Source organism: Pseudomonas sp. MWU12-2020 (assembly GCF_023100605.1).
In the GTDB taxonomy this organism is placed as follows: Bacteria; Pseudomonadota; Gammaproteobacteria; order Pseudomonadales; family Pseudomonadaceae; genus Aquipseudomonas; species Aquipseudomonas fluorescens_H.
In genome coordinates this window covers 88,509-110,205 of record NZ_JALMEX010000008.1, presented here as the reverse complement: position 1 = coordinate 110,205, position 21,697 = coordinate 88,509, and the positions used below count along the sequence as shown (strand labels likewise).

At 59.6% G+C, this 21,697-nt stretch carries 18 protein-coding genes; 13 read left to right on the top strand and 5 right to left on the bottom strand.

The features are described from left to right. Positions 1–70 precede the first annotated feature (70 nt). Together M0814_RS19045 and M0814_RS19040 are read left to right on the top strand one after the other, a co-directional pair. Complete coding sequence (locus M0814_RS19045; protein ID WP_247868519.1) at positions 71–1,474, top strand: efflux transporter outer membrane subunit; 1,404 nt, start codon at positions 71–73, stop codon at positions 1,472–1,474. Positions 1,475–1,541: 67 nt separating this feature from the next. Next, the gene (locus M0814_RS19040) at positions 1,542–2,456 is read left to right on the top strand and encodes a DUF808 domain-containing protein (RefSeq protein ID WP_103486064.1); all 915 of its coding nucleotides are present in this window, start codon (positions 1,542–1,544) and stop codon (positions 2,454–2,456) included. Positions 2,457–2,472: 16 nt separating this feature from the next. Here M0814_RS19040 and M0814_RS19035 read toward each other — a convergent pair whose 3' ends face one another. The 3 genes from M0814_RS19035 to M0814_RS19025 form a co-directional block, all read right to left on the bottom strand. After that, entirely contained in the window at positions 2,473–3,297 is an 825-nt protein-coding gene (locus M0814_RS19035) for a Cof-type HAD-IIB family hydrolase (RefSeq protein WP_103486065.1), read from the bottom strand. 189 nt (positions 3,298–3,486) lie between these two features. Next, positions 3,487–4,275 carry a VacJ family lipoprotein gene (locus M0814_RS19030; protein ID WP_003222981.1) on the bottom strand — a complete coding sequence of 263 codons (789 nt, stop codon included), beginning with the start codon at positions 4,273–4,275 and terminating at the stop codon, positions 3,487–3,489. Beyond that, positions 4,268–5,566, bottom strand: coding sequence for a hypothetical protein (locus M0814_RS19025; RefSeq protein ID WP_003222983.1), 1,299 nt, complete (start codon positions 5,564–5,566; stop codon positions 4,268–4,270). The genes M0814_RS19030 and M0814_RS19025 overlap by 8 nt, the downstream gene beginning before the upstream one ends. Before the next feature lie 223 nt (positions 5,567–5,789). Here M0814_RS19025 and M0814_RS19020 point away from each other — a divergent pair, with 223 nt between their 5' ends. Next, entirely contained in the window at positions 5,790–6,158 is a 369-nt protein-coding gene (locus M0814_RS19020) for a hypothetical protein (protein WP_003222985.1), read from the top strand. Between the two features lie 115 nt (positions 6,159–6,273). Here the strand turns inward: M0814_RS19020 and M0814_RS19015 are convergent, their stop codons facing one another. Then, positions 6,274–7,869, bottom strand: coding sequence for a beta (1-6) glucans synthase (locus M0814_RS19015; RefSeq protein WP_103486066.1), 1,596 nt, complete (start codon positions 7,867–7,869; stop codon positions 6,274–6,276). Between the two features lie 33 nt (positions 7,870–7,902). On the opposite strand from M0814_RS19015, the gene M0814_RS19010 reads away from it, so the two are divergent. The 4 genes from M0814_RS19010 to M0814_RS18995 all read left to right on the top strand — a co-directional run bounded on the left by M0814_RS19010 (position 7,903) and on the right by M0814_RS18995 (position 11,279). Beyond that, positions 7,903–8,079 (top strand): hypothetical protein, encoded by a 177-nt coding sequence (locus M0814_RS19010; protein WP_247868518.1) that lies wholly within the window; start codon positions 7,903–7,905, stop codon positions 8,077–8,079. 77 nt (positions 8,080–8,156) lie between these two features. After that, positions 8,157–9,008 carry a glycine betaine ABC transporter substrate-binding protein gene (locus M0814_RS19005; RefSeq protein WP_003222989.1) on the top strand — a complete coding sequence of 284 codons (852 nt, stop codon included), beginning with the start codon at positions 8,157–8,159 and terminating at the stop codon, positions 9,006–9,008. A 304-nt stretch (positions 9,009–9,312) separates the two neighbouring features. Further along, positions 9,313–9,624 (top strand): DUF485 domain-containing protein, encoded by a 312-nt coding sequence (locus M0814_RS19000; protein ID WP_003222991.1) that lies wholly within the window; start codon positions 9,313–9,315, stop codon positions 9,622–9,624. Beyond that, positions 9,621–11,279: a cation acetate symporter gene (locus M0814_RS18995; protein ID WP_103486067.1), complete on the top strand. Its 1,659-nt coding sequence runs from the start codon at positions 9,621–9,623 to the stop codon at positions 11,277–11,279. Before M0814_RS19000 ends, M0814_RS18995 begins: the two co-directional genes overlap by 4 nt. Positions 11,280–12,379: 1,100 nt before the next feature. Here the strand turns inward: M0814_RS18995 and gltA are convergent. Continuing rightward, entirely contained in the window at positions 12,380–13,669 is a 1,290-nt protein-coding gene (gltA, locus tag M0814_RS18990) for a citrate synthase (RefSeq protein ID WP_003222994.1), read from the bottom strand. Between the two features lie 363 nt (positions 13,670–14,032). On the opposite strand from gltA, the gene sdhC reads away from it, so the two are divergent. The 6 genes from sdhC to odhB all read left to right on the top strand — a co-directional run bounded on the left by sdhC (position 14,033) and on the right by odhB (position 21,618). Continuing rightward, positions 14,033–14,407 (top strand): succinate dehydrogenase, cytochrome b556 subunit, encoded by a 375-nt coding sequence (sdhC, locus tag M0814_RS18985; RefSeq protein WP_016773673.1) that lies wholly within the window; start codon positions 14,033–14,035, stop codon positions 14,405–14,407. Then, positions 14,401–14,769 (top strand): succinate dehydrogenase, hydrophobic membrane anchor protein, encoded by a 369-nt coding sequence (gene sdhD / locus M0814_RS18980; RefSeq protein ID WP_003222999.1) that lies wholly within the window; start codon positions 14,401–14,403, stop codon positions 14,767–14,769. Before sdhC ends, sdhD begins: the two co-directional genes overlap by 7 nt. Before the next feature lie 3 nt (positions 14,770–14,772). Continuing rightward, on the top strand, positions 14,773–16,545 hold the full coding sequence (gene sdhA / locus M0814_RS18975) for a succinate dehydrogenase flavoprotein subunit (protein WP_003223001.1): 1,773 nt from the start codon (positions 14,773–14,775) through the stop codon (positions 16,543–16,545). Between the two features lie 11 nt (positions 16,546–16,556). Continuing rightward, positions 16,557–17,261 (top strand): succinate dehydrogenase iron-sulfur subunit, encoded by a 705-nt coding sequence (locus M0814_RS18970; RefSeq protein WP_003223007.1) that lies wholly within the window; start codon positions 16,557–16,559, stop codon positions 17,259–17,261. A 259-nt stretch (positions 17,262–17,520) separates the two neighbouring features. Further along, positions 17,521–20,352, top strand: coding sequence for a 2-oxoglutarate dehydrogenase E1 component (locus M0814_RS18965; protein WP_003223009.1), 2,832 nt, complete (start codon positions 17,521–17,523; stop codon positions 20,350–20,352). Between the two features lie 42 nt (positions 20,353–20,394). Beyond that, positions 20,395–21,618 carry a 2-oxoglutarate dehydrogenase complex dihydrolipoyllysine-residue succinyltransferase gene (gene odhB, locus M0814_RS18960; RefSeq protein ID WP_003223011.1) on the top strand — a complete coding sequence of 408 codons (1,224 nt, stop codon included), beginning with the start codon at positions 20,395–20,397 and terminating at the stop codon, positions 21,616–21,618. Positions 21,619–21,697 lie beyond the last annotated feature (79 nt).

Sequence of the window (21,697 nt, the reverse complement as noted above, 5' to 3'; positions counted from 1 at the left end):
ATTGATGGTGAAGGTGAAATCGCTTTCGCGAGCAAGCCCGCTCCCACAGGGGTTAGTGCTGGCATTGATCATGGCGCTGTTGTTGAGTGGCTGCATGGTCGGTCCGGATTATCAGAAACCGGCCATGGAACTGCCGACCTCCTTCAAGGAAGGCACCCAATGGCAGCGCGCCCAGGCCAATCCGCAGGGGGCGCTGAACAGTCAGTGGTGGCGGATTTATCAGGATCCGATACTCAACGATCTGGTCGAGCGCTCGGCCATGGCCAACCCGTCGATCATTGGCGCCGAAGCGGCGTATCGGCTGGCGCAGGCACAAGTGGCATCGAGCCGCGCCGGGTTGTGGCCGACGGTGGGCGTGGGCTTGTCCGGCGCGCGCGGGGTCGGTGGCGGGGCCAGCGGCAGCACCACCAGCGGCTTGACCGGCACCAGCAGCAGTGGCGGCACCGTCGAGCAATCCGTCAGCGCGACCTTGAGCGCCAGTTGGGAGCCGGATCTGTGGGGCCAGGTGCGGCGCGGCATCGAATCGAGCCAGGCCTCGCTGCAATCGTCCGATGCCTTGCTGGCCGGGGTGCGGCTGTCGATTGGAGCGAGCGTAGCGACCAATTATCTGGGGCTGCGGCAACTGGATATCGACATCGATCTGTTGCAGCAACAGCAGACCATCAACCAGCAACTGCTGACGATGATCCAGGCGCAAACCGTGCAGGGTACGGCGACCAACGATCAATTGCTGGTGGCGCAGGATCAATTGAGCACGGTGATTGCCGCGCTGCAAACCGCGCAGCGTTCACGCGAGCAGGCCGAGCATGCATTGGCGGTGCTGGTGGGCGTGGCGCCGGCGCAGTTCAATCTGCCCAAGGCTGCCGACTATCAGTTCACCACGCCGATGCCGCCGCCGGTGCTGCCGTCGAATCTGCTATTGCGGCGTCCTGATGTAGTCTCGGCCGAACGCCTGGCAGCAGCGGCCAACGCGCGAATCGGCGTCGCCGAAGCGGCGTTTTTCCCGACCCTGAGCCTGACCGCCGAAGGCGGTTTTCGCGGCACGGCGCTGGGCGGTCTGTTCTCGGTGCCGAACCGCATCTGGACCCTCGGCCCGGCGCTGGCCGAAACGATTTTCGACGGCGGCGCCCGCGAAGCCGCCAAGCAGGAAGCCGAAGCCACCTACGATCAGGACGTGGCGAATTATCGCGGCACGGTGCTCGGTGCGTTGCAGAACGTCGAGGACAACCTGTCGGCGATCAATCACCTGCACACCCAGGCGCAGGCCTACGAGCAGATGTTCCAGCGCAATCAGCAATTGTTCGGCAGCCAGCAGGCGCAGCAGCGCGCGGGCACGGTCAGCCAGCAAGCGGTATTGACTCAGCAATTGGTGCTGTTGCAGGCCGAGCAGAACCTGCGCGACACGCAAGGTTTGCTCAGTCAGGGCAGTGTCGCGCTGTTCCAGAGCCTGGGGGGTGGCTGGCAGGTGCCTTAGCGTCTCGCTCCCGTGAGTGCGGCGCGGTATGCTGCGCGCACTTTTTTCATGTAGGGAAGCCTGACCCATGGCAGGAAGCAGTTTGCTGGTGCTGATCGACGACATCGCTACGGTTCTGGATGATGTGGCGTTGATGAGCAAAATGGCCGCCAAGAAGACCGCCGGCGTACTCGGCGATGACCTGGCGCTCAATGCCCAGCAAGTCTCCGGCGTGCGCGCCGAGCGGGAAATTCCCGTGGTCTGGGCGGTGGCCAAGGGCTCGTTTCTCAACAAACTGATTCTGGTGCCGTCGGCGTTGGCGATCAGTGCGTTTGTGCCGTGGCTGGTGACGCCGCTGTTAATGGTCGGCGGCGCCTATCTGTGCTTCGAAGGCTTCGAGAAACTCGCGCACAAGTTCCTGCACAGCAAGGCCGAAGATGACGCCGGACATGCGCAATTGACCGAGGCCGTGGCCGCGCCGAGCACCGATCTGGTGGCTTACGAGAAGGACAAGATCAAAGGCGCGATCCGCACCGATTTCATCCTTTCGGCGGAAATCATCGCCATCACCCTCGGCACCGTGGCCGACGCTTCGCTGACCCAGCAAGTGATCGTGATGTCCGGCATCGCCATCGTCATGACTGTCGGTGTTTATGGTCTGGTGGCCGGCATCGTCAAACTCGACGACCTCGGCCTGTGGCTGACGCAGAAACCCGGTGCCGCAGCGAAAAGCATCGGCAACGCGATCCTGCGCGCCGCGCCGTACATGATGAAAGGCCTGTCGGTGATCGGCACGGCGGCGATGTTCCTGGTCGGCGGCGGCATCCTCACCCACGGCATTCCTGCGGTGCATCACTGGATTGAAAGTGTGGGTGCGGCGTCCGGTAGTGTCGGGTTTGCAGTCCCGGTGCTGCTCAATGGCGTGGCCGGGATTATTGCCGGGGGCGTGGTGTTGCTCGCGGTGAGCCTGGTTGGCAAATTGTGGAAAGCTGTGCGGGCGTAAGGACGCCCGCAGGTGTTCATGCCGGGCGATCAGCGCTCTTCAGCAGATGCTTCGACAGGTAGTGCGCGACGGCTTCATCGGTGCATCGGCCGATGATCTCCGCTTCGGGCAGTGCCTGTATCAACTCGGCATGTGCGTTGCCCATCAGCACGCCTTTGCCGACACTGGCCAGCATGTCGGCGTCGTTCATGGCGTCACCAAACGCGATGCAGGCCTGAATGGGCACGTTGAGGAATTCGGCCAGCTGCTTCAGGGCATTGCCCTTGGAGACGTCTCTGGCCATGACCTCCAGGCACCATGGAAACGTGAATACCGTGCCGATCTGATCGCCCAGCCGTTGTTCCAGCCGCGCCTGCAGCCTGAGCAGGGCGTCATGATCCTTGCTGCGTTGAAAGAAAAACACTTTCTGCACAGCCTGCAGCGGCAGATTCTCGGTCGCGCAGAGTGTTGGCTGGAAGTCCGGGTTCTGGCTGAAGTCCTTCAGGTTTTCGTCTTCTCGACTCATCAGCCAGCAGGATCGGCAGTAAAGGTTGATGGTCAGGTCGGTGTCGGCGCGGGTTTCCTCGAGCAATGTCTGAACAACGGCGGTCGATAATTCCGCGCTCAGTGAAAGCCCGCCACAGGTGCTGGAGATGCGCGCGCCATTGGCGGTGATCAGGTGAACCGGCGGTGACTGACTGTCGAGCAATGACTCGACGTCCGTCTGATGCCGACCCGTTGCCAGCACGATGTGATGACCTGCGCGTTTCAGGCTGTGAATCACGCTTTTGGTAAAGGCACCGAAAGTATCGCCTGGCAGCAGCAGCGTGCCATCCAGGTCAGAGGCAATAAGCAAGTACATCATGACTCCTCGGAAGGGATCGCCTGCCCACCCAGTTGACCGGGCGTACGCCGCTGCCTGAAAGACGAAAGGGCGGCGTCAGTCTTTACCCGGGCTGGCGCAGAAGGGCAGGCATATGAAAAGAATGTCGGGCGTGCAGACGCGCTGACAAGCTCGGCGGGGCCGATGCTTGCCAGCGGTTGGAAGCGCTTACTCGGCAATCTGCAGCTTGCGCGACTCGGTGTACACGTAACGGACTTTCTCGTACTCGAACGGCGAGTTCATCTGGCCGTAGCGGAAGTTGGTCTGGTAGCGCTTGTCGACCGCGCGCAGGGCCCAGATTTCCGGGTGGTTTTCGCTGACTTTCGACACGTTCAGGTAGTTGATCGCCGATTCGGCGGTGTAGTCGACGGCCAGGCCGGCGGTGTCGCGGATGTTCGACGGGCCGAGGATCGGCAACACGAAGTAGGCGCCGCCCGGTACGCCGTAGAAGCCCAGGGTCTGACCGAAGTCTTCGCTCTGGCGCGGCAGGCCCATGGCGGTGGCCGGGTCCCACAGACCGGCGACGCCGATGGTGGTGTTGAGCAGCAGCCGCGCCGTGGTTTCCATCGAGCGCTTGCCCTTGAACTGCAGCAGGCTGTTGACCAGGTTCGGCACGTCGCCGAGGTTGTTGAAGAAGTTGCTCACCCCGGTACGCAGGAAGCTTGGCGTCACGTAGCGATAACCGTCGACCACTGGCAGGAACACCCATTGGTCGAAGCGGTAGTTGAAGTGGTAGACGCGGCGGTTCCACGACTCCAACGGGTCGTAAACGTTGAGCGCGTTAAGCGTCGAGCGTTCGAATTCACGCTGGTCCAGACCAGGGTTGAACTTGAGTTTGGACAGCGGTTCCTTGAAGCCGTCGTTGTCGACCACCACTGGCGCGTTGGCTTTGCTGTTGTCGGCCTGGGCCACGCCTGCACTGAGGAGCGCTGCAATCAGCAGGAGATATTTAGCCACGGAAGAACTCCAGCATGGCGTCGCTGTTGACGCGGTAGTTAAGGTTGCCGCAATGGCCGCCGTAAGGATAAACGGTCAGGCGATCGCCGAAGGTCTTGCGCAGGAAACCGAGGTCGCCGGGGCCGAGGATCACATCGTCGGCGTTATGCATGACGGCGATTTTCGGGCTGTCGTGCAGGTAATCCTTGAGCGCGTACAGGCTGACCTGGTCGATCAGTTGCAACAGGCTGCCGCCGTCGGTGCGCGCGCGCCACATCGGGATTACCTGTTCGGTCAGGTAGCAGTCGAAGTCGCATTGCAGCGCACGCTTGAGGAATGGCGTGAGGCTGGTGCCTTCGGTGATCGGGAATTTCGGCGGGGTGATCAGGCCGCGACGGTTGATCAGGTCGGAAGTGAAGGCAATGTCGGCCGCCGAGAAACGGAACGAGGTGCCGATCAGCATCGCCATCTGTTCGTTGGTCAGATGCTGTTTCGACTGCTGGAAGTCGTAGAGCAGGGCGTCGTTGAGGTCGATGTAGCCTTTCTGCTGGAAGTAGCGGGTCAGCTTGTTCAGCACCAGTTCATAGAAGGTGGTGCTGTTGTTGATGCCTTTCACCTCGGTCTGCACCAGCTTGTCGAGGTTGGTGATCGAGGTATAGAGGTTGACCGGCGGGTTGAGCAGCAGGACTTTCTTGAAGTTGAAGCTGCGCCGGGTTTCGTCCAGGTGCGCGACGAACGCGGCATCCAGCGCACCGAGGCTGTAGCCGCTGAGGTAGTACTCGGTGACCGGCAATTTCGGATGTTGCGCGCGCACGGCTTGCATCACCCGGTACATGTCTTCGGCGTCTTCCTTGGTGATGCCCGGGGTGGCGAAGCGTGAGGCGGCGCTGATGAAGTCGAAGCTGGTCGGCGACGACAACTGCACGACGTGGTAGCCGGCCTTGTAATAGAGCTTCTTCAGGTATTCGTTGATCGCGCTGTCATAGCGCGCGCCGGTGCCGGCGATCAGGAAGATCAGCGGCGCCGGTTTGTCCTGCTCGGCGATGCGGTACGTGAGTTTTTTCACGGCCCAGAAATTGTCCGGGAGAATGAATGCCCGTTCCGGGCGCAGGGTAATGCTGTGGTCGGACTGGTTGATCTCGTCGTCCGACGGCAATTCCGGGCGCAGGTCCGGTGGCGTCGTGGCGATGGTCGCCTCGAACGGGTTGGTCAGGGGATAGCCATAACCGGCGGCATCGATATCCACCGCCAGTGCGGACGCACTCAGAATAAGGCCGCAGAAAAGCGCGGCGAAGCGCAAGGAACGGAGCATGACTGGATCCCTTAAAGGAAGGTGCCGAATGAAGTTCGCAGGCTATGACCACCGGGGTTGCGCCAAAGTGCCATGCCTCGGCACCAAACAGGCAGAATTCGGAGTAATAGTAGCTGGACGATACACTTTGCAAGGCGCGGATGACCAGTTAACAGTTGTTAGTACTTGCCAACGGTACAAGTGCGATTAAGCTGGCCGCCGATTTCGTTGATTGGAGAGATTCATGTCCCGCCGCTTGCCCGTGATCCTGTTGCTCGTTCTGTTGCCGCTGTGGCTGGCCGCCAGTTATGGCGCGCGTTATGGCTTTATGGAGGACGGACGGTGGGTTGGCATCTGCGTCGATGAAGCGAGCCGTTGGGAATGCTCGGTACGTTCGAACCTCGGGCTGATGATCCACTTCAAGGTGTTGGGCTGGACCGCGCTGGGTGCAGCGCTGCTGGGATTTGTACTGCCCGGGCGGGCAGGGTGGTGGCTGGCGGTGCTGGCGCTGGTGTTCGGGTTGCCGGCGCTGGCGTTGTACAACACGACTTTGGCGGTATTTGCGGTGGTGATTGCCGGGTTGCGGTTGGTCCGGGAATCCCGTAGCGCCTGATAGTCAGCCTTCGCGAGCAAGCCCGCTCCCACATTTAATCGAGTTCCTTCAGTTGGAATGCAATCAAATGTGGGAGCGGGCTTGCTCGCGAAGGGGCAAGACTGGCCTCTGGAGATCAGCCCTTGCGAACCCGCAGGCAGCGCCAAAGTGCCGCCACCAGCAACCCGCTGACCAACGCCCAGCCCCATGCCTGCTGATTCAACAATCCCTCTTCATACAACTGCGGCGCAATGCCGGCATCGATGATAAAGGTCAGCAGGGCGATTTCCCGACGCGGCACACTGACCGGTCGGCACACGTAAACCAGCGCCGGCAGGATGAACGCCATGCTGGCAAAGCTGCGATAACGTGCGTCGAAGACCATCTCCAGCATCATCACCGCCGCCGCGAAACCTGCCAGCGCCACCAGCCAGCCGGCACGGCGCTCGAGCCGATTGAAGACGCGTTCACGCCAACCCTGGCGGGCGCTCAGGCTCAGCGCGGCATGGGCCAGCACTAACAGATTCAATACCGTCAGCAAACCGACCCACAGCCATTCGCTGGCAAACCGCGTGGTCACTCGCGCCAGATCACCCCAGGCGCCGATCGAGCAGGCGGCCAGCGCACCGAGCAGCGGCAGGATCAATGCCGATCGGGTGGTGCGCACCCGGCCGCCGAGCAGCAGCGTGCCGAGGAAGATCAGCCCGCCAACCCCCAGCCATTCCTTCCAGTACGGCACGTTGGTCACCGGTCCGGCGAGCACACCCTTGTCCTGGCGATCGGCATCAAACAGGCCCCAATAGCCGCCGACCGCACCTTCGCTGCCACGCTTCCATGGCTGGTCGAACGCCTCGATCAGGTTGTAATGCCAGCCTTCCTTCTCGGCCATCGCGACAAAACCGCGAATGAACTTGGCCTCGTTGACCCGGCTCGGCAGGGCGGTCTCGCGCTGGCGACCTTCGCTGGGCCAACCGGTTTCGCCGATCATCACGTCCTTGGGCGCGAACTTGTTGCCGAACACCTGACGCACATCCGCCACATGTTGCAGCGCGACGTCGATGTTCGACGGATCGTCTTCCCAGTACGGCAACAGGTGAATGGTCAGGAAATCCACCGCCGGCGCGACTTCCGGGTGCTTGAGCCAGAACTCCCAGACATCGGCATAGGTGACCGGTTGCTTGACCTGGCTTTTGACCTTGTTGATCAGTCTGGCCAGTTGCGCGCCGGTGACTTCCTTGCGCAGCAAGGCTTCGTTGCCGACGATCACCGCGCTGACCACATCCGGGTTGGCGTTGGCCGAGGCGATCAACTGGTCGACCTCTTTTTCGGTGTCCACCGGGTTGCTGTTGACCCAGGCGCCGATCATCAGCTTCAAACCGTGTTTGCGCGCCAGTTCCGGCAGCGCTTCGAGGCCGGTCATCGAATAGGTGCGGATGCACTCGAAGCGCGTCGCCAGCAGGGCGAGGTCGGCGTCCATGCGCTCCGGGCGCAGTTTGAACGGTACGTCGAACGGCGACTGATCCTTGTCGAACGGCGTGTAGGAGGCGCATTGCAACTTGTGCGTCGGGGTCGCGGCGTCCGGCAGGATCACCGGTTTGCCGAGGCCGTACCAGAAGCCGCCGAGGGCAAACAGGCCGAGCAGGCAGGCGAAGAGGTAAGGAAGAAAGGGAAAGCGGGAAGTCGCGGACATGGTCAGGCCGAGTGGCTGCAAAGCGACGCATGTTACCTGCATTTTTCAGCGGTTGGTGGCCTGCATGATTTGCCCATGCAAAGTTCGGGCGGATTGTCTGGCGCCATTTATTCGGAGGCGATTAATGGCCTTCTGATGTCGTTTCTCGGTGTATTGAGGTCGCTGACAGAGCAGGTCGCTGCGGGCGTCAGGCCGATGATCGAAAGCGTCAGCACTCCACTGGCGTTCAAGCGAGTTTGCGGTCAGGCGTGATGGGGGCGCTGTGCACCATAACAATACGTTGACGATGCCCGGCATCCGTCGGGCGCAGCATTTCGGGGAAGTAAACGATGAAGATGCGACGACTTTTAGGCGCAGGTGCCGCTCTGGTGCTTGCGATGAGTTCCACATTCGCCAGCGCTGAAAAACAGACCCTGAACATCGGTTACGTTGACGGCTGGTCCGACAGCGTCGCGACCACCCATGTGGCGGCCGAGGTGATCAAGCAGAAACTCGGCTACGACGTGAAGTTGCAAGCCGTCGCCACCGGGATCATGTGGCAGGGCGTGGCCACCGGCAAACTCGATGCGATGCTTTCGGCCTGGCTGCCGGTCACCCACGGCGAATACTGGGCGAAGAACAAGGATCTGGTCGTGGATTACGGCCCGAACTTCAAGGATGCGAAAATCGGCCTGATCGTGCCGGAGTACGTCAAAGCGAAATCGATCGAAGACCTCAAGACCGATGACAGCTTCAAGAACCGCATCGTCGGCATCGACGCCGGTTCAGGCGTAATGCTCAAAACCGATCAGGCGATCAAGGATTACGGCCTGGACAAATATACGCTCAAGGCCAGTTCCGGCGCCGGCATGATTGCCGAGCTGACCCGCGCCGAGAAAAAGAACGAGTCGATTGCGGTCACCGGTTGGGTGCCGCACTGGATGTTCGCCAAGTGGAAACTGCGTTTCCTCGACGACCCGAAAGGCGTGTACGGCGCGGCTGAAACCGTGAACAGCATCGGCAGCAAAGAGCTGGATGCCAAGGCTCCAGAAGTTGCCAAGTTCCTGAAAAACTTCCAGTGGGCGTCGAAAGACGAGATCGGCGAAGTCATGCTGGCCATCCAGGACGGCGCCAAGCCAGAAGCGGCAGCCAAGGATTGGGTCGCCAAGCACCCGGATCGCGTGGCTGACTGGACCAAATAACCCAGACACTGCAATAACCCTGTGGGAGCGGGCTTGCTCGCGAAGGCGTCGTATCAGTCACATTTGCATTGACTGGCACACCGCCTTCGCGAGCAAGCCCGCTCCCACATTTGTTTCTTGTGCACCCTTCTTTACAGGGTTTACGGCTGTTTCAAAGCCTCTTTCCATTTCTTTCGGCTAATTACCGTCCGAAAATTGGCGAAAACGTCATGTCGTTCTAATACTAAGGTCGTCTGGAACCCGTTCCGCAGCCGCATACAGTGGATACGTTCCAACAATAATCTGTGCTGCGAGGATAAAAACAATGAACGACAGCATTTACCTCTCGATTCAAAACAGCCCGCGCTTCAAGGAGCTGGTGAGAAAAAGGGAACGATTCGCCTGGATTCTCTCGGCAATCATGCTCGGGCTTTACTCCGCATTCATTCTGCTGATCGCCTACGGGCCGCAAGTGCTCGGGGCGAAACTCAGTCCGGGATCTTCGATTACCTGGGGCATTCCGATTGGTGTCGGCTTGATTGTCTCGGCCTTCATCCTGACCGCGATCTACGTACGGCGCGCCAATGGCGAGTTTGACGACCTGAACAATGCGATTCTCAAGGAGGCTCAGCAATGATCCGGCGTCTACTGGCTCTTTTGAGCATCGCAGCGTTCGCTCCAGCCGTCTGGGCCGCTGACGCCTTGACCGGCGAAGTCCACAAACAACCGCTCAACGTTTCCGCCATCGCCATGTTCGTGGTGTTCGTCGGTGCGACCCTGTGCATCACCTACTGGGCCTCCAAGCGCAACAAGTCGGCCGCCGACTACTATGCGGCGGGCGGCAAGATCACTGGTTTTCAGAATGGTCTGGCGATTGCCGGTGACTACATGTCGGCGGCATCCTTCCTGGGGATTTCCGCGCTGGTGTTCACCTCCGGCTACGACGGCCTGATCTACTCGATCGGCTTTCTGGTGGGCTGGCCGATCATTCTGTTCCTGATCGCCGAGCGTCTGCGTAACCTGGGCAAATACACCTTTGCCGACGTGGCGTCCTACCGCCTCGGGCAAACCCAGATCCGCACCCTGTCTGCCTGCGGTTCGCTGGTGGTGGTAGCGTTCTACCTGATCGCGCAAATGGTGGGTGCCGGCAAGCTGATCCAGCTGCTGTTCGGTCTCGACTACTACGTTGCGGTGATTCTGGTCGGTATCCTGATGTGCATGTACGTGCTGTTTGGCGGCATGCTGGCGACCACCTGGGTGCAGATCATCAAGGCTGTGCTGTTGCTGTCCGGTGCCTCGTTCATGGCGCTGATGGTGATGAAACACGTCAACTTCGACTTCAACACACTGTTCTCCGAGGCAATCAAGGTTCACCCGAAAGGTGAAGCGATCATGAGCCCGGGCGGTCTGGTGAAAGATCCGATTTCGGCGTTCTCCCTGGGCCTGGCCCTGATGTTCGGTACCGCTGGTCTGCCGCACATCCTGATGCGCTTCTTCACCGTGAGTGACGCCAAAGAAGCCCGCAAGAGCGTGCTGTACGCCACCGGTTTCATTGGCTACTTCTACATCCTGACCTTCATCATCGGCTTCGGCGCGATTCTGCTGGTCAGCACCAATCCTGACTTCAAGGACGCGGCGGGCGCTCTGCTCGGCGGCAACAACATGGCGGCGGTGCACCTGGCTGACGCAGTGGGTGGCAGCATCTTCCTCGGCTTCATCTCGGCGGTGGCGTTCGCGACCATTCTGGCGGTAGTGGCGGGTCTGACTCTGGCCGGTGCTTCGGCGGTGTCGCACGACCTGTATGCCAGCGTGATCAAGAAGGGCAAGGCCAACGACAAGGATGAGATTCGCGTGTCGAAGATCACCACCATCGCACTGGGTGTGCTGGCGATCGGCTTGGGCATCCTGTTCGAAAGCCAGAACATTGCGTTCATGGTTGGCCTGGCGTTCTCCATCGCGGCGAGCTGCAACTTCCCGGTGCTGTTGCTTTCGATGTACTGGAAGAAGCTGACCACCCGCGGCGCGATGATCGGCGGCTGGCTGGGGCTGGTGAGTGCGGTGGGGCTGATGATCCTTGGCCCGACCATCTGGGTGCAGATTCTGCATCACGAGAAGGCGATCTTCCCGTACGAGTATCCGGCGCTGTTCTCGATGGTGATCGCGTTCATCGGGATCTGGTTCTTCTCGATCACCGACAAGTCGGCTGCGGCCGAGAACGAGCGGGCGCTGTTCTTCCCGCAGTTTGTGCGTTCGCAGACGGGGTTGGGGGCGAGTGGGGCGGTTTCGCACTGATCGCTGATTAGATGTTTTGAGTGGAATGCCCCGGTTGAGAGATCGGGGCATTTTTTTGTGGGCGGTTATCGGGCTAGGGCCTTGGTGTTTGGTGGTTATTGAGTACATATCCGTTGCTGCGGTAACGGCTACTTAGGGTTCCGCCCTTACGGCGGGTCACTTTTGGCAAACGCCCCAAAAGTAACCAAAAGGTCTGTGCCCTGACGTTCGGCCCTCGCCTGGGCTCGGGTTCCTTCGCTCCGGGATTCATCCGGGGGGCAGCGCCTACGGTTTGCTTCGCTGCACCTCCTCTCGCTGTGTTTGGCTGCGCCAAACGGTCGCTGCGCTCCCACCCCCGGATAAATCCCTCCCCTCAGCCTGCCGACGGGCCCTCAGATCAAAATCAAAAGCGGTACTCGAGCTAACGCTCATTGTGTTGAGTGGGGCGGCTGCGCCGCAGGGGCAGCATGCAATCTGAACTGTACCTGCTGGCGATGGCGGCCTACGAGCCGACCGATCTCTAACTGAATGCACTCAATCCAACTGTGGGAGCGGGCTTGCTCGCGAAGGCGGCCTACCAGCCGACCAAACTCCAAATGAAAACACCCAATCCCATGTAGGAGCTGCCGAAGGCTGTGATCTTTTGATCTGCTTTGGCTTTGGCTTTGGCTTTGGCTTTGGCTTTGGCTTTGGCTTTGGCTTTGGCTTTTGATGTGGCTTTTGATCTTCTGCCCCTTCGGCAGGCCGAGCGAAGGTGTCCATCAGGGGGTAGGCGCGCAGCGCCATGCGGCGAAGCCGCATACATCGAGAGGAGGTGCAGCGAAGCAAACCGGAGGCGATGCCCCCGGATGGACACCGTAGCGAGGGAACACTGAGCCTCAGCGAAGTGCCGTACGCCGGGGCAAAGCCTTTTGGGTTACCTTTTCGGCGTTTGGAAAAGGTGACTCGCTGTAAGAGCGAAACCATAGGAGGCCGTTACCGCAGCAACGGATATACACCCAAAACCCCAAACCCCCAAAACCCAGTCGGCCCCTAGGCCGCTGCGACCAAACAAACAAAAACGGCCTCTATATAAGAGGCCGTTCCCGATACAACTTCAAGACGTTATCGCAAGACAGGTCTTATTTGCGATCTTCCAGCTTGGTGATATCACGCGACTCATAGCCAGTATACAACTGGCGCGGACGGCCAATCTTGTACGGGCTGGAGAGCATTTCTTTCCAGTGCGAGATCCAGCCGACGGTACGGGCCAGAGCGAAGATCACAGTGAACATGCTGGTTGGAATGCCGATCGCCTTGAGGATGATCCCCGAGTAGAAGTCGACGTTCGGGTACAGCGAGCGCTCGATGAAGTACGGGTCGGTCAGCGCGATCTCTTCCAGGCGCATGGCCAGTTCGAGTTGCGGGTCGTTGTTGATGCCCAGTTCTTTCAGCACTTCGTCGCAGGTCTGCTTCATCACAGTCGCGCGAGGGTCGCGGTTCTTGTAAACCCGGTGACCGAAGCCCATCAGCTTGAACGGATCGTTCTTGTCCTTGGCCTTGGCGATGAACTTGTCGATGTTGGACACATCGCCAATCTCGTCAAGCATGGTCAATACGGCTTCGTTCGCACCGCCGTGGGCAGGGCCCCACAGTGCGGCGATACCGGCGGCGATACAGGCGAACGGGTTGGCACCCGAGGAGCCTGCCAGACGCACGGTGGAGGTCGATGCGTTCTGCTCGTGGTCGGCATGGAGGATGAAGATCCGGTCCATGGCCTTGGCGAGTACCGGGCTGATCGGTTTGATCTCGCACGGGGTGTTGAACATCATGTGCAGGAAGTTTTCCGCGTACGTCAGGTCGTTGCGCGGGTACATCATGGGTTGGCCCATGGAGTACTTGTAAACCATCGCTGCCAGGGTCGGCATCTTGGCAACCAGACGGATCGCGGAGATTTCGCGATGCTGCGGGTTATTGATGTCCAGGGAGTCGTGGTAGAAGGCCGAGAGGGCGCCGACTACGCCGCACATGACGGCCATCGGGTGGGCGTCGCGACGGAAACCGTTGAAGAAGGTTTTCAGCTGCTCGTGAACCATGGTGTGGTTTTTCACGGTGCTGACGAACTGGGCCTTCTGTTCTGCGGTCGGCAGTTCGCCGTTGAGCAGCAGGTAGCAGGTTTCCAGGTAGTCCGACTTTTCAGCCAGCTGTTCGATCGGGTAGCCGCGGTGCAACAGAATGCCGTTGTCGCCGTCGATATAGGTGATCTTCGATTCGCACGAAGCGGTCGACATGAAACCCGGGTCGAAAGTGAAGCGGCCCGTGGCCGTCAGGCCCCGAACATCGATTACATCGGGACCAACGGTGCCGGTTAAAATGGGCAGCTCGACGGGGGCTGCGCCCTCGATGATCAACTGCGCTTTTTTGTCAGCCATGTGGCCTCCTATTTATGCTTGAACCATCAGACAGACCCCCCACGCAGGGCCCGCACCACTATAGTGAGATAAATTCGAATGTCAATTTGCCTAAAGTCTTGCTCCAGAAGGCTTTAAGCGCACTTTTTCCTCGAAATTGACTGCCATTTACGCCTTTTATGCGACTTGTGCAATCAGCTATTGGGGGTAGGTGATTGCGTTGTCATTAGTAGCCTAACTGTCTATACTCGGCCACCGACCGCCAAGGGCTTTTGGGCTTGCTTTCATTGGGGGTCGCATCCCTGGGTGGTGGTTACCTGACCAGTGCACTCCCCAACAACTTTGCCCTGATTGTTAGGGGCTCTTCAGTGTGAAAAAAAAGCCGTGAAAAGCCAACGACCTGTAAACCTAGACCTAAGGACCATCAAACTCCCAGTCACTGCTTACACGTCCATTCTTCACCGTATCTCCGGTGTCATCCTCTTTGTGTGCCTTGCCATCATGCTTTACGCATTGGACAAGTCGCTGAGCTCCGAGGAAGGCTTCGGTCAGGTGAAAGCGTGTCTGACCAGTCCGCTAGCCAAGCTAGTGATTTGGGGCATCCTGTCCGCTCTGCTGTATCACCTGGTTGCCGGTGTGCGCCACTTGATCATGGACATGGGCATCGGTGAGACGCTGGAAGGCGGCAAGCTGGGCTCGAAAATCGTTATCGCCGTTTCCGTGGTGGTAATCGTTCTGGCAGGAGTCTGGATATGGTAACTAACGTCACGAACCTCTCGCGTTCGGGCCTCTATGACTGGATGGCGCAACGTGTGTCGGCGGTCGTTCTCGCGGCTTACTTCATCTTTCTGATCGGATACGTCGTGGCCCACCCAGGCCTCGAGTACGCCCAGTGGCATGAACTGTTCGCTCACAACGGGATGCGTATTTTCAGCCTCCTGGCCCTTGTTGCTCTCGGCGCTCACGCCTGGGTCGGCATGTGGACCATCGCGACTGACTACCTGACGCCAATGGCGTTCGGCAAGTCCGCGACGGCTATACGTTTCCTTTTCCAGGCAGTATGCGGCGTTGCAATGTTCGCTTACTTCGTCTGGGGTGTGCAGATTCTCTGGGGTATCTGAGTCATGGCTAACATTCCAACGATTTCTTTCGACGCCATCATTATTGGTGGTGGCGGTGCCGGCATGCGCGCTGCGCTGCAGCTGGCGCAGGGCGGTCACAAGACTGCGGTGATCACCAAGGTTTTCCCGACCCGTTCGCACACTGTATCCGCCCAGGGCGGCATCACCTGCGCGATCGCGTCCGCTGACCCGAACGATGACTGGCGCTGGCACATGTACGATACCGTCAAGGGTTCCGACTACATCGGTGACCAGGACGCTATCGAATACATGTGTCAGGAAGGCCCGGCTGCCGTTTTCGAGCTGGACCACATGGGTCTGCCGTTCTCGCGTACCGAACAAGGCCGTATCTACCAGCGTCCGTTCGGTGGTCAGTCCAAGGACTACGGTAAAGGCGGCCAGGCTGCCCGTACCTGCGCAGCGTCCGACCGTACCGGTCACGCGCTGCTGCACACCCTTTATCAGGGCAACCTGAAAGCCGGTACCACGTTCCTGAACGAGTACTACGCGGTCGACCTGGTGAAAAACCAGGAAGGCGAGTTTGTCGGTGTGATCGCGATCTGCATCGAAACCGGCGAAACTTCGTACATCCGCGCCAAGGCCACCGTACTGGCAACTGGCGGTGCTGGCCGTATCTACGCCTCCACCACCAATGCCCTGATCAACACCGGTGACGGCGTTGGCATGGCGCTGCGTGCTGGCGTGCCGGTACAAGACATCGAAATGTGGCAGTTCCACCCGACCGGCATCGCCGGCGCCGGTGTACTGGTGACCGAAGGTTGCCGTGGTGAAGGTGGTTACCTGATCAACAAGCACGGTGAGCGTTTCATGGAGCGTTATGCTCCGAACGCGAAAGACCTCGCTGGTCGTGACGTGGTTGCCCGCTCGATGGTTAAAGAAATCATCGCCGGCAACGGTTGCGGTCCGAATGGCGACCACGTAATGCTCAAGCTCGACCACCTGGGCGAGGAAGTGCTGCACAGCCGTCTGCCAGGCATCTGCGAACTGTCGAAGACTTTCGCGCACGTTGACCCGGTGGTTGCTCCGGTTCCGGTGGTTCCGACCTGCCACTACATGATGGGCGGCGTTGCCACCAACATTCATGGTCAGGCGATCACCCAGAACGCCGAAGGCGTGGATCAGATCATTCCTGGTCTGTTCGCGGTAGGTGAAGTGGCTTGCGTATCGGTGCACGGTGCCAACCGTCTGGGTGGCAACTCGCTGCTCGACCTGGTGGTATTCGGCCGCGCTGCCGGCCTGCACCTGGAGAAGGCGCTGACCGACGGCATCGAATACGACGACGCTACCGAGTCCGACATCGAAGCAGCCCTGTCGCGTCTGAATGCGCTGAACGGCCGTACCGATGGCGAAGACGTGGCCACCCTGCGTCGCGAGCTGCAAAGCTGCATGCAGAACTACTTCGGTGTGTTCCGTACCGGCGAATACATGCAGAAAGGTATCGCTCAACTGGCCGATCTGCGCAAGCGCATCGCCAACGTGAAGATCAACGATAAGTCGCAGGCGTTCAACACTGCACGTATCGAAGCGCTCGAGCTGCAAAACCTGCTGGAAGTGGCTGAAGCTACCGCCATCGCGGCCGAAGTACGTAAAGAGTCCCGCGGCGCTCACGCCCGTGAAGACTTCGAAGACCGTGACGACGAAAACTGGCTGTGCCACACCCTGTACTTCCCGGGTGAGAAACGCGTCGCCAAGCGTGCCGTTAACTTCTCGCCGAAGACTGTTCCGACTTTCGAACCTAAAGTCCGGACTTATTAAGGGTGATCGCCATGTTGCAAGTCAGTGTTTATCGCTACAACCCTGATCAGGACGCTGCGCCGTTCATGCAGGAATTCCAGGTCGATACCGGTGGTAAAGACCTGATGGTGCTGGACGTGCTGGCCCTGATCAAAGAGCAGGACGAGGGTTTCTCCTATCGTCGCTCTTGCCGTGAAGGCGTCTGCGGCTCCGACGGCATGAACATCAACGGCAAGAACGGTCTGGCGTGCATCACGCCGCTGTCCGCCGTTGTAAAAGGCAACAAGTTGATCGTTCGTCCGCTGCCAGGTTTGCCGGTTATCCGTGACCTGGTTGTCGATATGAGCATCTTCTACAAGCAATACGAGAAGGTTAAGCCTTACCTGCAGAACGACACGCCGGCTCCGGCCATCGAGCGTCTGCAGTCCCCTGAAGAGCGTGAAAAGCTCGACGGTCTGTACGAGTGCATCCTGTGCGCCTGCTGCTCGACCTCGTGCCCGTCCTTCTGGTGGAACCCGGACAAGTTCCTGGGTCCAGCTGCCCTGCTGCAAGCGTACCGCTTCCTGGCAGACAGCCGTGACACCAAGACATCCGAGCGTCTGGCTTCGCTTGATGACCCGTTCAGCGTTTTCCGCTGCCGGGGCATCATGAACTGCGTCAACGTATGTCCGAAAGGCCTGAACCCGACTAAGGCCATCGGTCACATCCGTAACATGCTGCTTTCGAGCGGCGTGTGATTCAGCTGCTGTAACCGTAGAACCGCTGTACCGAAGAGGCTGTGGCGCGGGCTTCAACCCGCGTCATGGCTATAACCAGAGCAGTAGCCACAAGCTGCAGCTCTTATTTTGAAGAAATGAGACAAGCAGGGGCATCCGGGCTGGTACCCGGACTATCAGCGTGATCCTAAGTGGCTTGTTTTGGTCGCTGCATTCGGACTTCTGCAAGTTTGCTCGGTATTGACGCCGATGGTGTTCCCCTAACCGAGGGTGACCAAGCATGCAAGAAAGCGTGATGCAGCGCATGTGGAACAGCGCCTACCTTTCAGGTGGAAACGCTGCCTATGTGGAAGAGCTTTATGAGCTCTACCTGCACGACCCTAACGCTGTGCCAGAAGAGTGGCGCACCTACTTTCAGAAGCTGCCTGCCGACGGCAGCTCTGCCACTGATGTTTCGCACTCCACAATTCGCGATCATTTCGTGCTGCTGGCAAAGAACCAGCGCCGCGCCCAACCGGTTTCCGCCGGTAGCGTGAGCAGTGAGCACGAGAAGAAGCAGGTTGAAGTGCTGCGATTGATCCAGGCCTACCGTATGCGTGGCCACCAGGCAGCCCAGCTGGATCCGCTGGGGCTGTGGCAGCGTCCTGCACCTGCAGACCTGTCGATCAATCATTACGGCTTGACCAATGCCGATCTTGATACGACCTTCCGTGCCGGCGACCTGTTCATCGGCAAAGAGGAAGCGAGCCTACGCGAAATTCACGAAGCGTTGCAGCAGACATATTGCCGCACCATCGGCGCTGAATTTACGCACATCACCGATTCCGAGCAGCGCCACTGGTTCCAGCAGCGTCTGGAAAGCGTGCGTGGTCGTCCGACGTACTCCGCCGACATCAAGAGCCATCTGCTCGAGCGCGTCACTGCCGGTGAAGGCCTGGAAAAATACCTGGGCACCAAATACCCGGGCACCAAGCGTTTCGGTCTGGAAGGCGGCGAAAGCCTGATTCCGATGCTCGACGAACTGATCCAGCGTTCCGGTTCCTACGGCACCAAGGAAGTCGTCATCGGCATGGCCCACCGTGGCCGTCTGAACGTGCTGGTCAACACCTTCGGCAAGAACCCGCGCGAGCTGTTCGACGAGTTCGAAGGCAAGAAGAAGGTCGAGCTGGGTTCCGGTGACGTCAAATACCACCAGGGCTTCTCGTCCAACGTGATGACCGCCGGCGGTGAAGTTCACCTGGCCATGGCGTTCAACCCGTCCCACCTGGAAATCGTTTCCCCGGTGGTAGAAGGTTCGGTTCGCGCCCGTCAGGATCGTCGTAACGACCCGACCGGTGAGAAGGTTCTGCCGATCTCCATCCACGGTGACGCTGCATTCGCAGGTCAGGGCGTGGTCATGGAAACCTTCCAGATGTCGCAGACCCGCGGTTTCAAGACCGGCGGTACCGTGCACATCGTGATCAACAACCAGGTCGGTTTCACCATCAGCAACCCGCTGGACTCGCGTTCCACCGAGTACGCCACCGACGTTGCGAAGATGATTCAGGCGCCGATCCTCCATGTGAATGGCGATGATCCGGAAGCCGTGCTGTTCGTGACCCAGTTGGCCATCGACTACCGCATGCAGTTCAAGCGTGACGTGGTGATCGACCTGGTCTGCTACCGTCGTCGCGGCCACAACGAGGCCGACGAGCCTAGCGGCACTCAGCCGCTGATGTATCAGCAGATCACCAAGCAGCGCACCACCCGTGAGCTGTACGCTGATCGTCTGACCCAGGCCGGCGTACTCGACGCAGAGCGTGTTCAGGCGAAAGTCGACGAATACCGCAACGCGCTGGACAACGGTCTGCACGTTGTGAAATCGCTGGTCAAAGAGCCGAACAAAGAGCTGTTCGTGGACTGGCGTCCGTATCTGGGCCACGCCTGGACTGCGCGTCACGACACGCGTTTCGATCTGAAGACCCTGCAGGAACTGTCCGCCAAGCTGCTGGAAATTCCGGAAGGCTTCGTGGTTCAGCGTCAGGTTGCGAAGATCTACGAAGACCGTCAGAAGATGCAAGCCGGCGGCCTGCCGATCAACTGGGGTTACGCCGAAACCATGGCGTACGCGACCCTGGCGTTCGAAGGTCACCCGATCCGCATGACCGGTCAGGACATCGGCCGCGGTACGTTCTCGCACCGTCACGCTGTGCTGCACAACCAGAAAGATGCTGGCACCTACATTCCGCTGAAACACCTGTACGAAGGTCAGCCACGCTTTGACCTGTACGACTCGTTCCTGTCGGAAGAAGCGGTACTGGCCTTCGAATACGGCTACTCGACCACCACGCCAAACGCGCTGGTGATCTGGGAAGCCCAGTTCGGCGACTTCGCCAACGGTGCACAGGTTGTTATCGACCAGTTCATCACCAGCGGCGAACACAAGTGGGGCCGTCTCTGCGGTCTGACCATGCTGTTGCCGCACGGCTACGAAGGTCAGGGTCCTGAGCACAGCTCGGCTCGTCTTGAGCGTTACCTGCAGTTGTGCGCCGAGCACAACATTCAGGTGTGCATGCCGACCACTCCGGCCCAGATCTACCACTTGCTGCGTCGTCAGGTGATTCGCCCGCTGCGCAAACCTCTGGTAGTGCTGACGCCGAAGTCGCTGCTGCGCCACAAACTGGCCGTCTCGACCCTGGAAGATCTGGCCGAAGGTTCGTTCCAGACCGTGATCCCGGAAATCGATGCCCTGGACCCGAAAAAGGTCGAGCGCGTTGTTCTGTGTAGCGGCAAGGTCTACTACGACCTGCTGGAAAAACGCCGTGCCGAAGGCCGTGACGATATCGCCATCGTGCGTATCGAGCAGCTGTATCCATTCCCTGAGGACGACTTGAAAGAAGTCCTGGCGCCTTATACCAACGTCAAGCATGCCGTTTGGTGTCAGGAAGAGCCGATGAACCAGGGTGCCTGGTACTGCAGCCAGCATCACCTGCGTCGCAGCATCGGTAACCTCAACAAGTCTCTCGTACTCGAGTACGCGGGCCGTGAGGCTTCTGCTGCCCCAGCATGTGGTTACGCATCGATGCACGCCGAGCAGCAGGAAAAACTGCTGCAAGACGCGTTTACCGTTTAACGCCTTCGCGCACCTGAAACCGAATTTAAGGAACCACAGATAATGGCTATCGAGATCAAAGCCCCCACTTTCCCGGAATCGGTTGCCGATGGCACCGTTGCCACCTGGCACAAAAAACCGGGCGACGCCGTCAAGCGTGACGACCTGATCGTCGACATCGAAACCGACAAAGTCGTACTGGAAGTGTTGGCTACCGCCGACGGCGTGCTGGGCGCAATCGTCAAGAACGAAGGCGACACCGTTCTGTCCGACGAAGTTCTGGGCTCCATCGAAGCGGGCGGCGCTGCTGCCGCTGCTCCAGCCGCCGCTGCTGCTCCGGCCGCTGCTGCCGCCGCACCGGCTGCTGCCGAAGGCGAAGACGATCCTGTTGCTGCTCCTGCTGCGCGCAAGCTGGCTGAAGAGAATGGCATCAACATCGCTTCCGTTGCCGGCACCGGCAAGGGTGGTCGTGTGACCAAGGAAGACGTGGTCGCTGCTGTTGCCGCGAAGAAAGCCGCTCCAGCTGCCGCACCTGCCAAGGCTGCTGCTCCGGCTGCCGCTGCTCCGGTATTCGCTGCCGGTGATCGCGTTGAAAAACGCGTGCCGATGACCCGTCTGCGTGCCAAGGTTGCCGAGCGTCTGGTTGAAGCCCAGTCGAACATGGCGATGCTGACCACGTTCAACGAAGTCGACATGACCGAAGTCATGGCCCTGCGTTCGAAGTACAAGGACCTGTTCGAGAAGTCCCACAACGGCGTACGCCTGGGCTTCATGTCGTTCTTCGTCAAGGCTGCCACCGAAGCGCTGAAACGCTTCCCGGCGGTCAACGCCTCGATCGACGGCGCGGACATCGTTTACCACGGCTACGCCGACATCGGTGTTGCCGTTTCCAGCGACCGTGGTCTGGTCGTACCGGTTCTGCGTAACGCCGAGCTGATGAGCCTGGCTGAAATCGAAGGCGGCATCGCCACTTTCGGCAAGAAAGCCCGTGACGGCAAATTGTCGATGGAAGAGATGACTGGCGGTACCTTCACCATCACCAACGGTGGTACCTTCGGTTCGATGATGTCGACTCCGATCGTCAACCCGCCGCAGGCAGCGATTCTGGGCATGCACAACATCATCCAGCGTCCTATGGCCATCAACGGTCAGGTCGTGATCCGTCCGATGATGTACCTGGCACTGTCCTACGATCACCGTCTGATCGATGGCAAAGAAGCTGTAACCTTCCTGGTGACCATCAAGAACCTGCTGGAAGACCCGGCTCGTCTGTTGCTGGATATCTGATAGAAGCAGCCATGCGCTGCGGGTAGCGTACCGTCGGAAACGGCGGTGCGGCCCGCAGCGCGCGGCTTGAAGCTTTTCG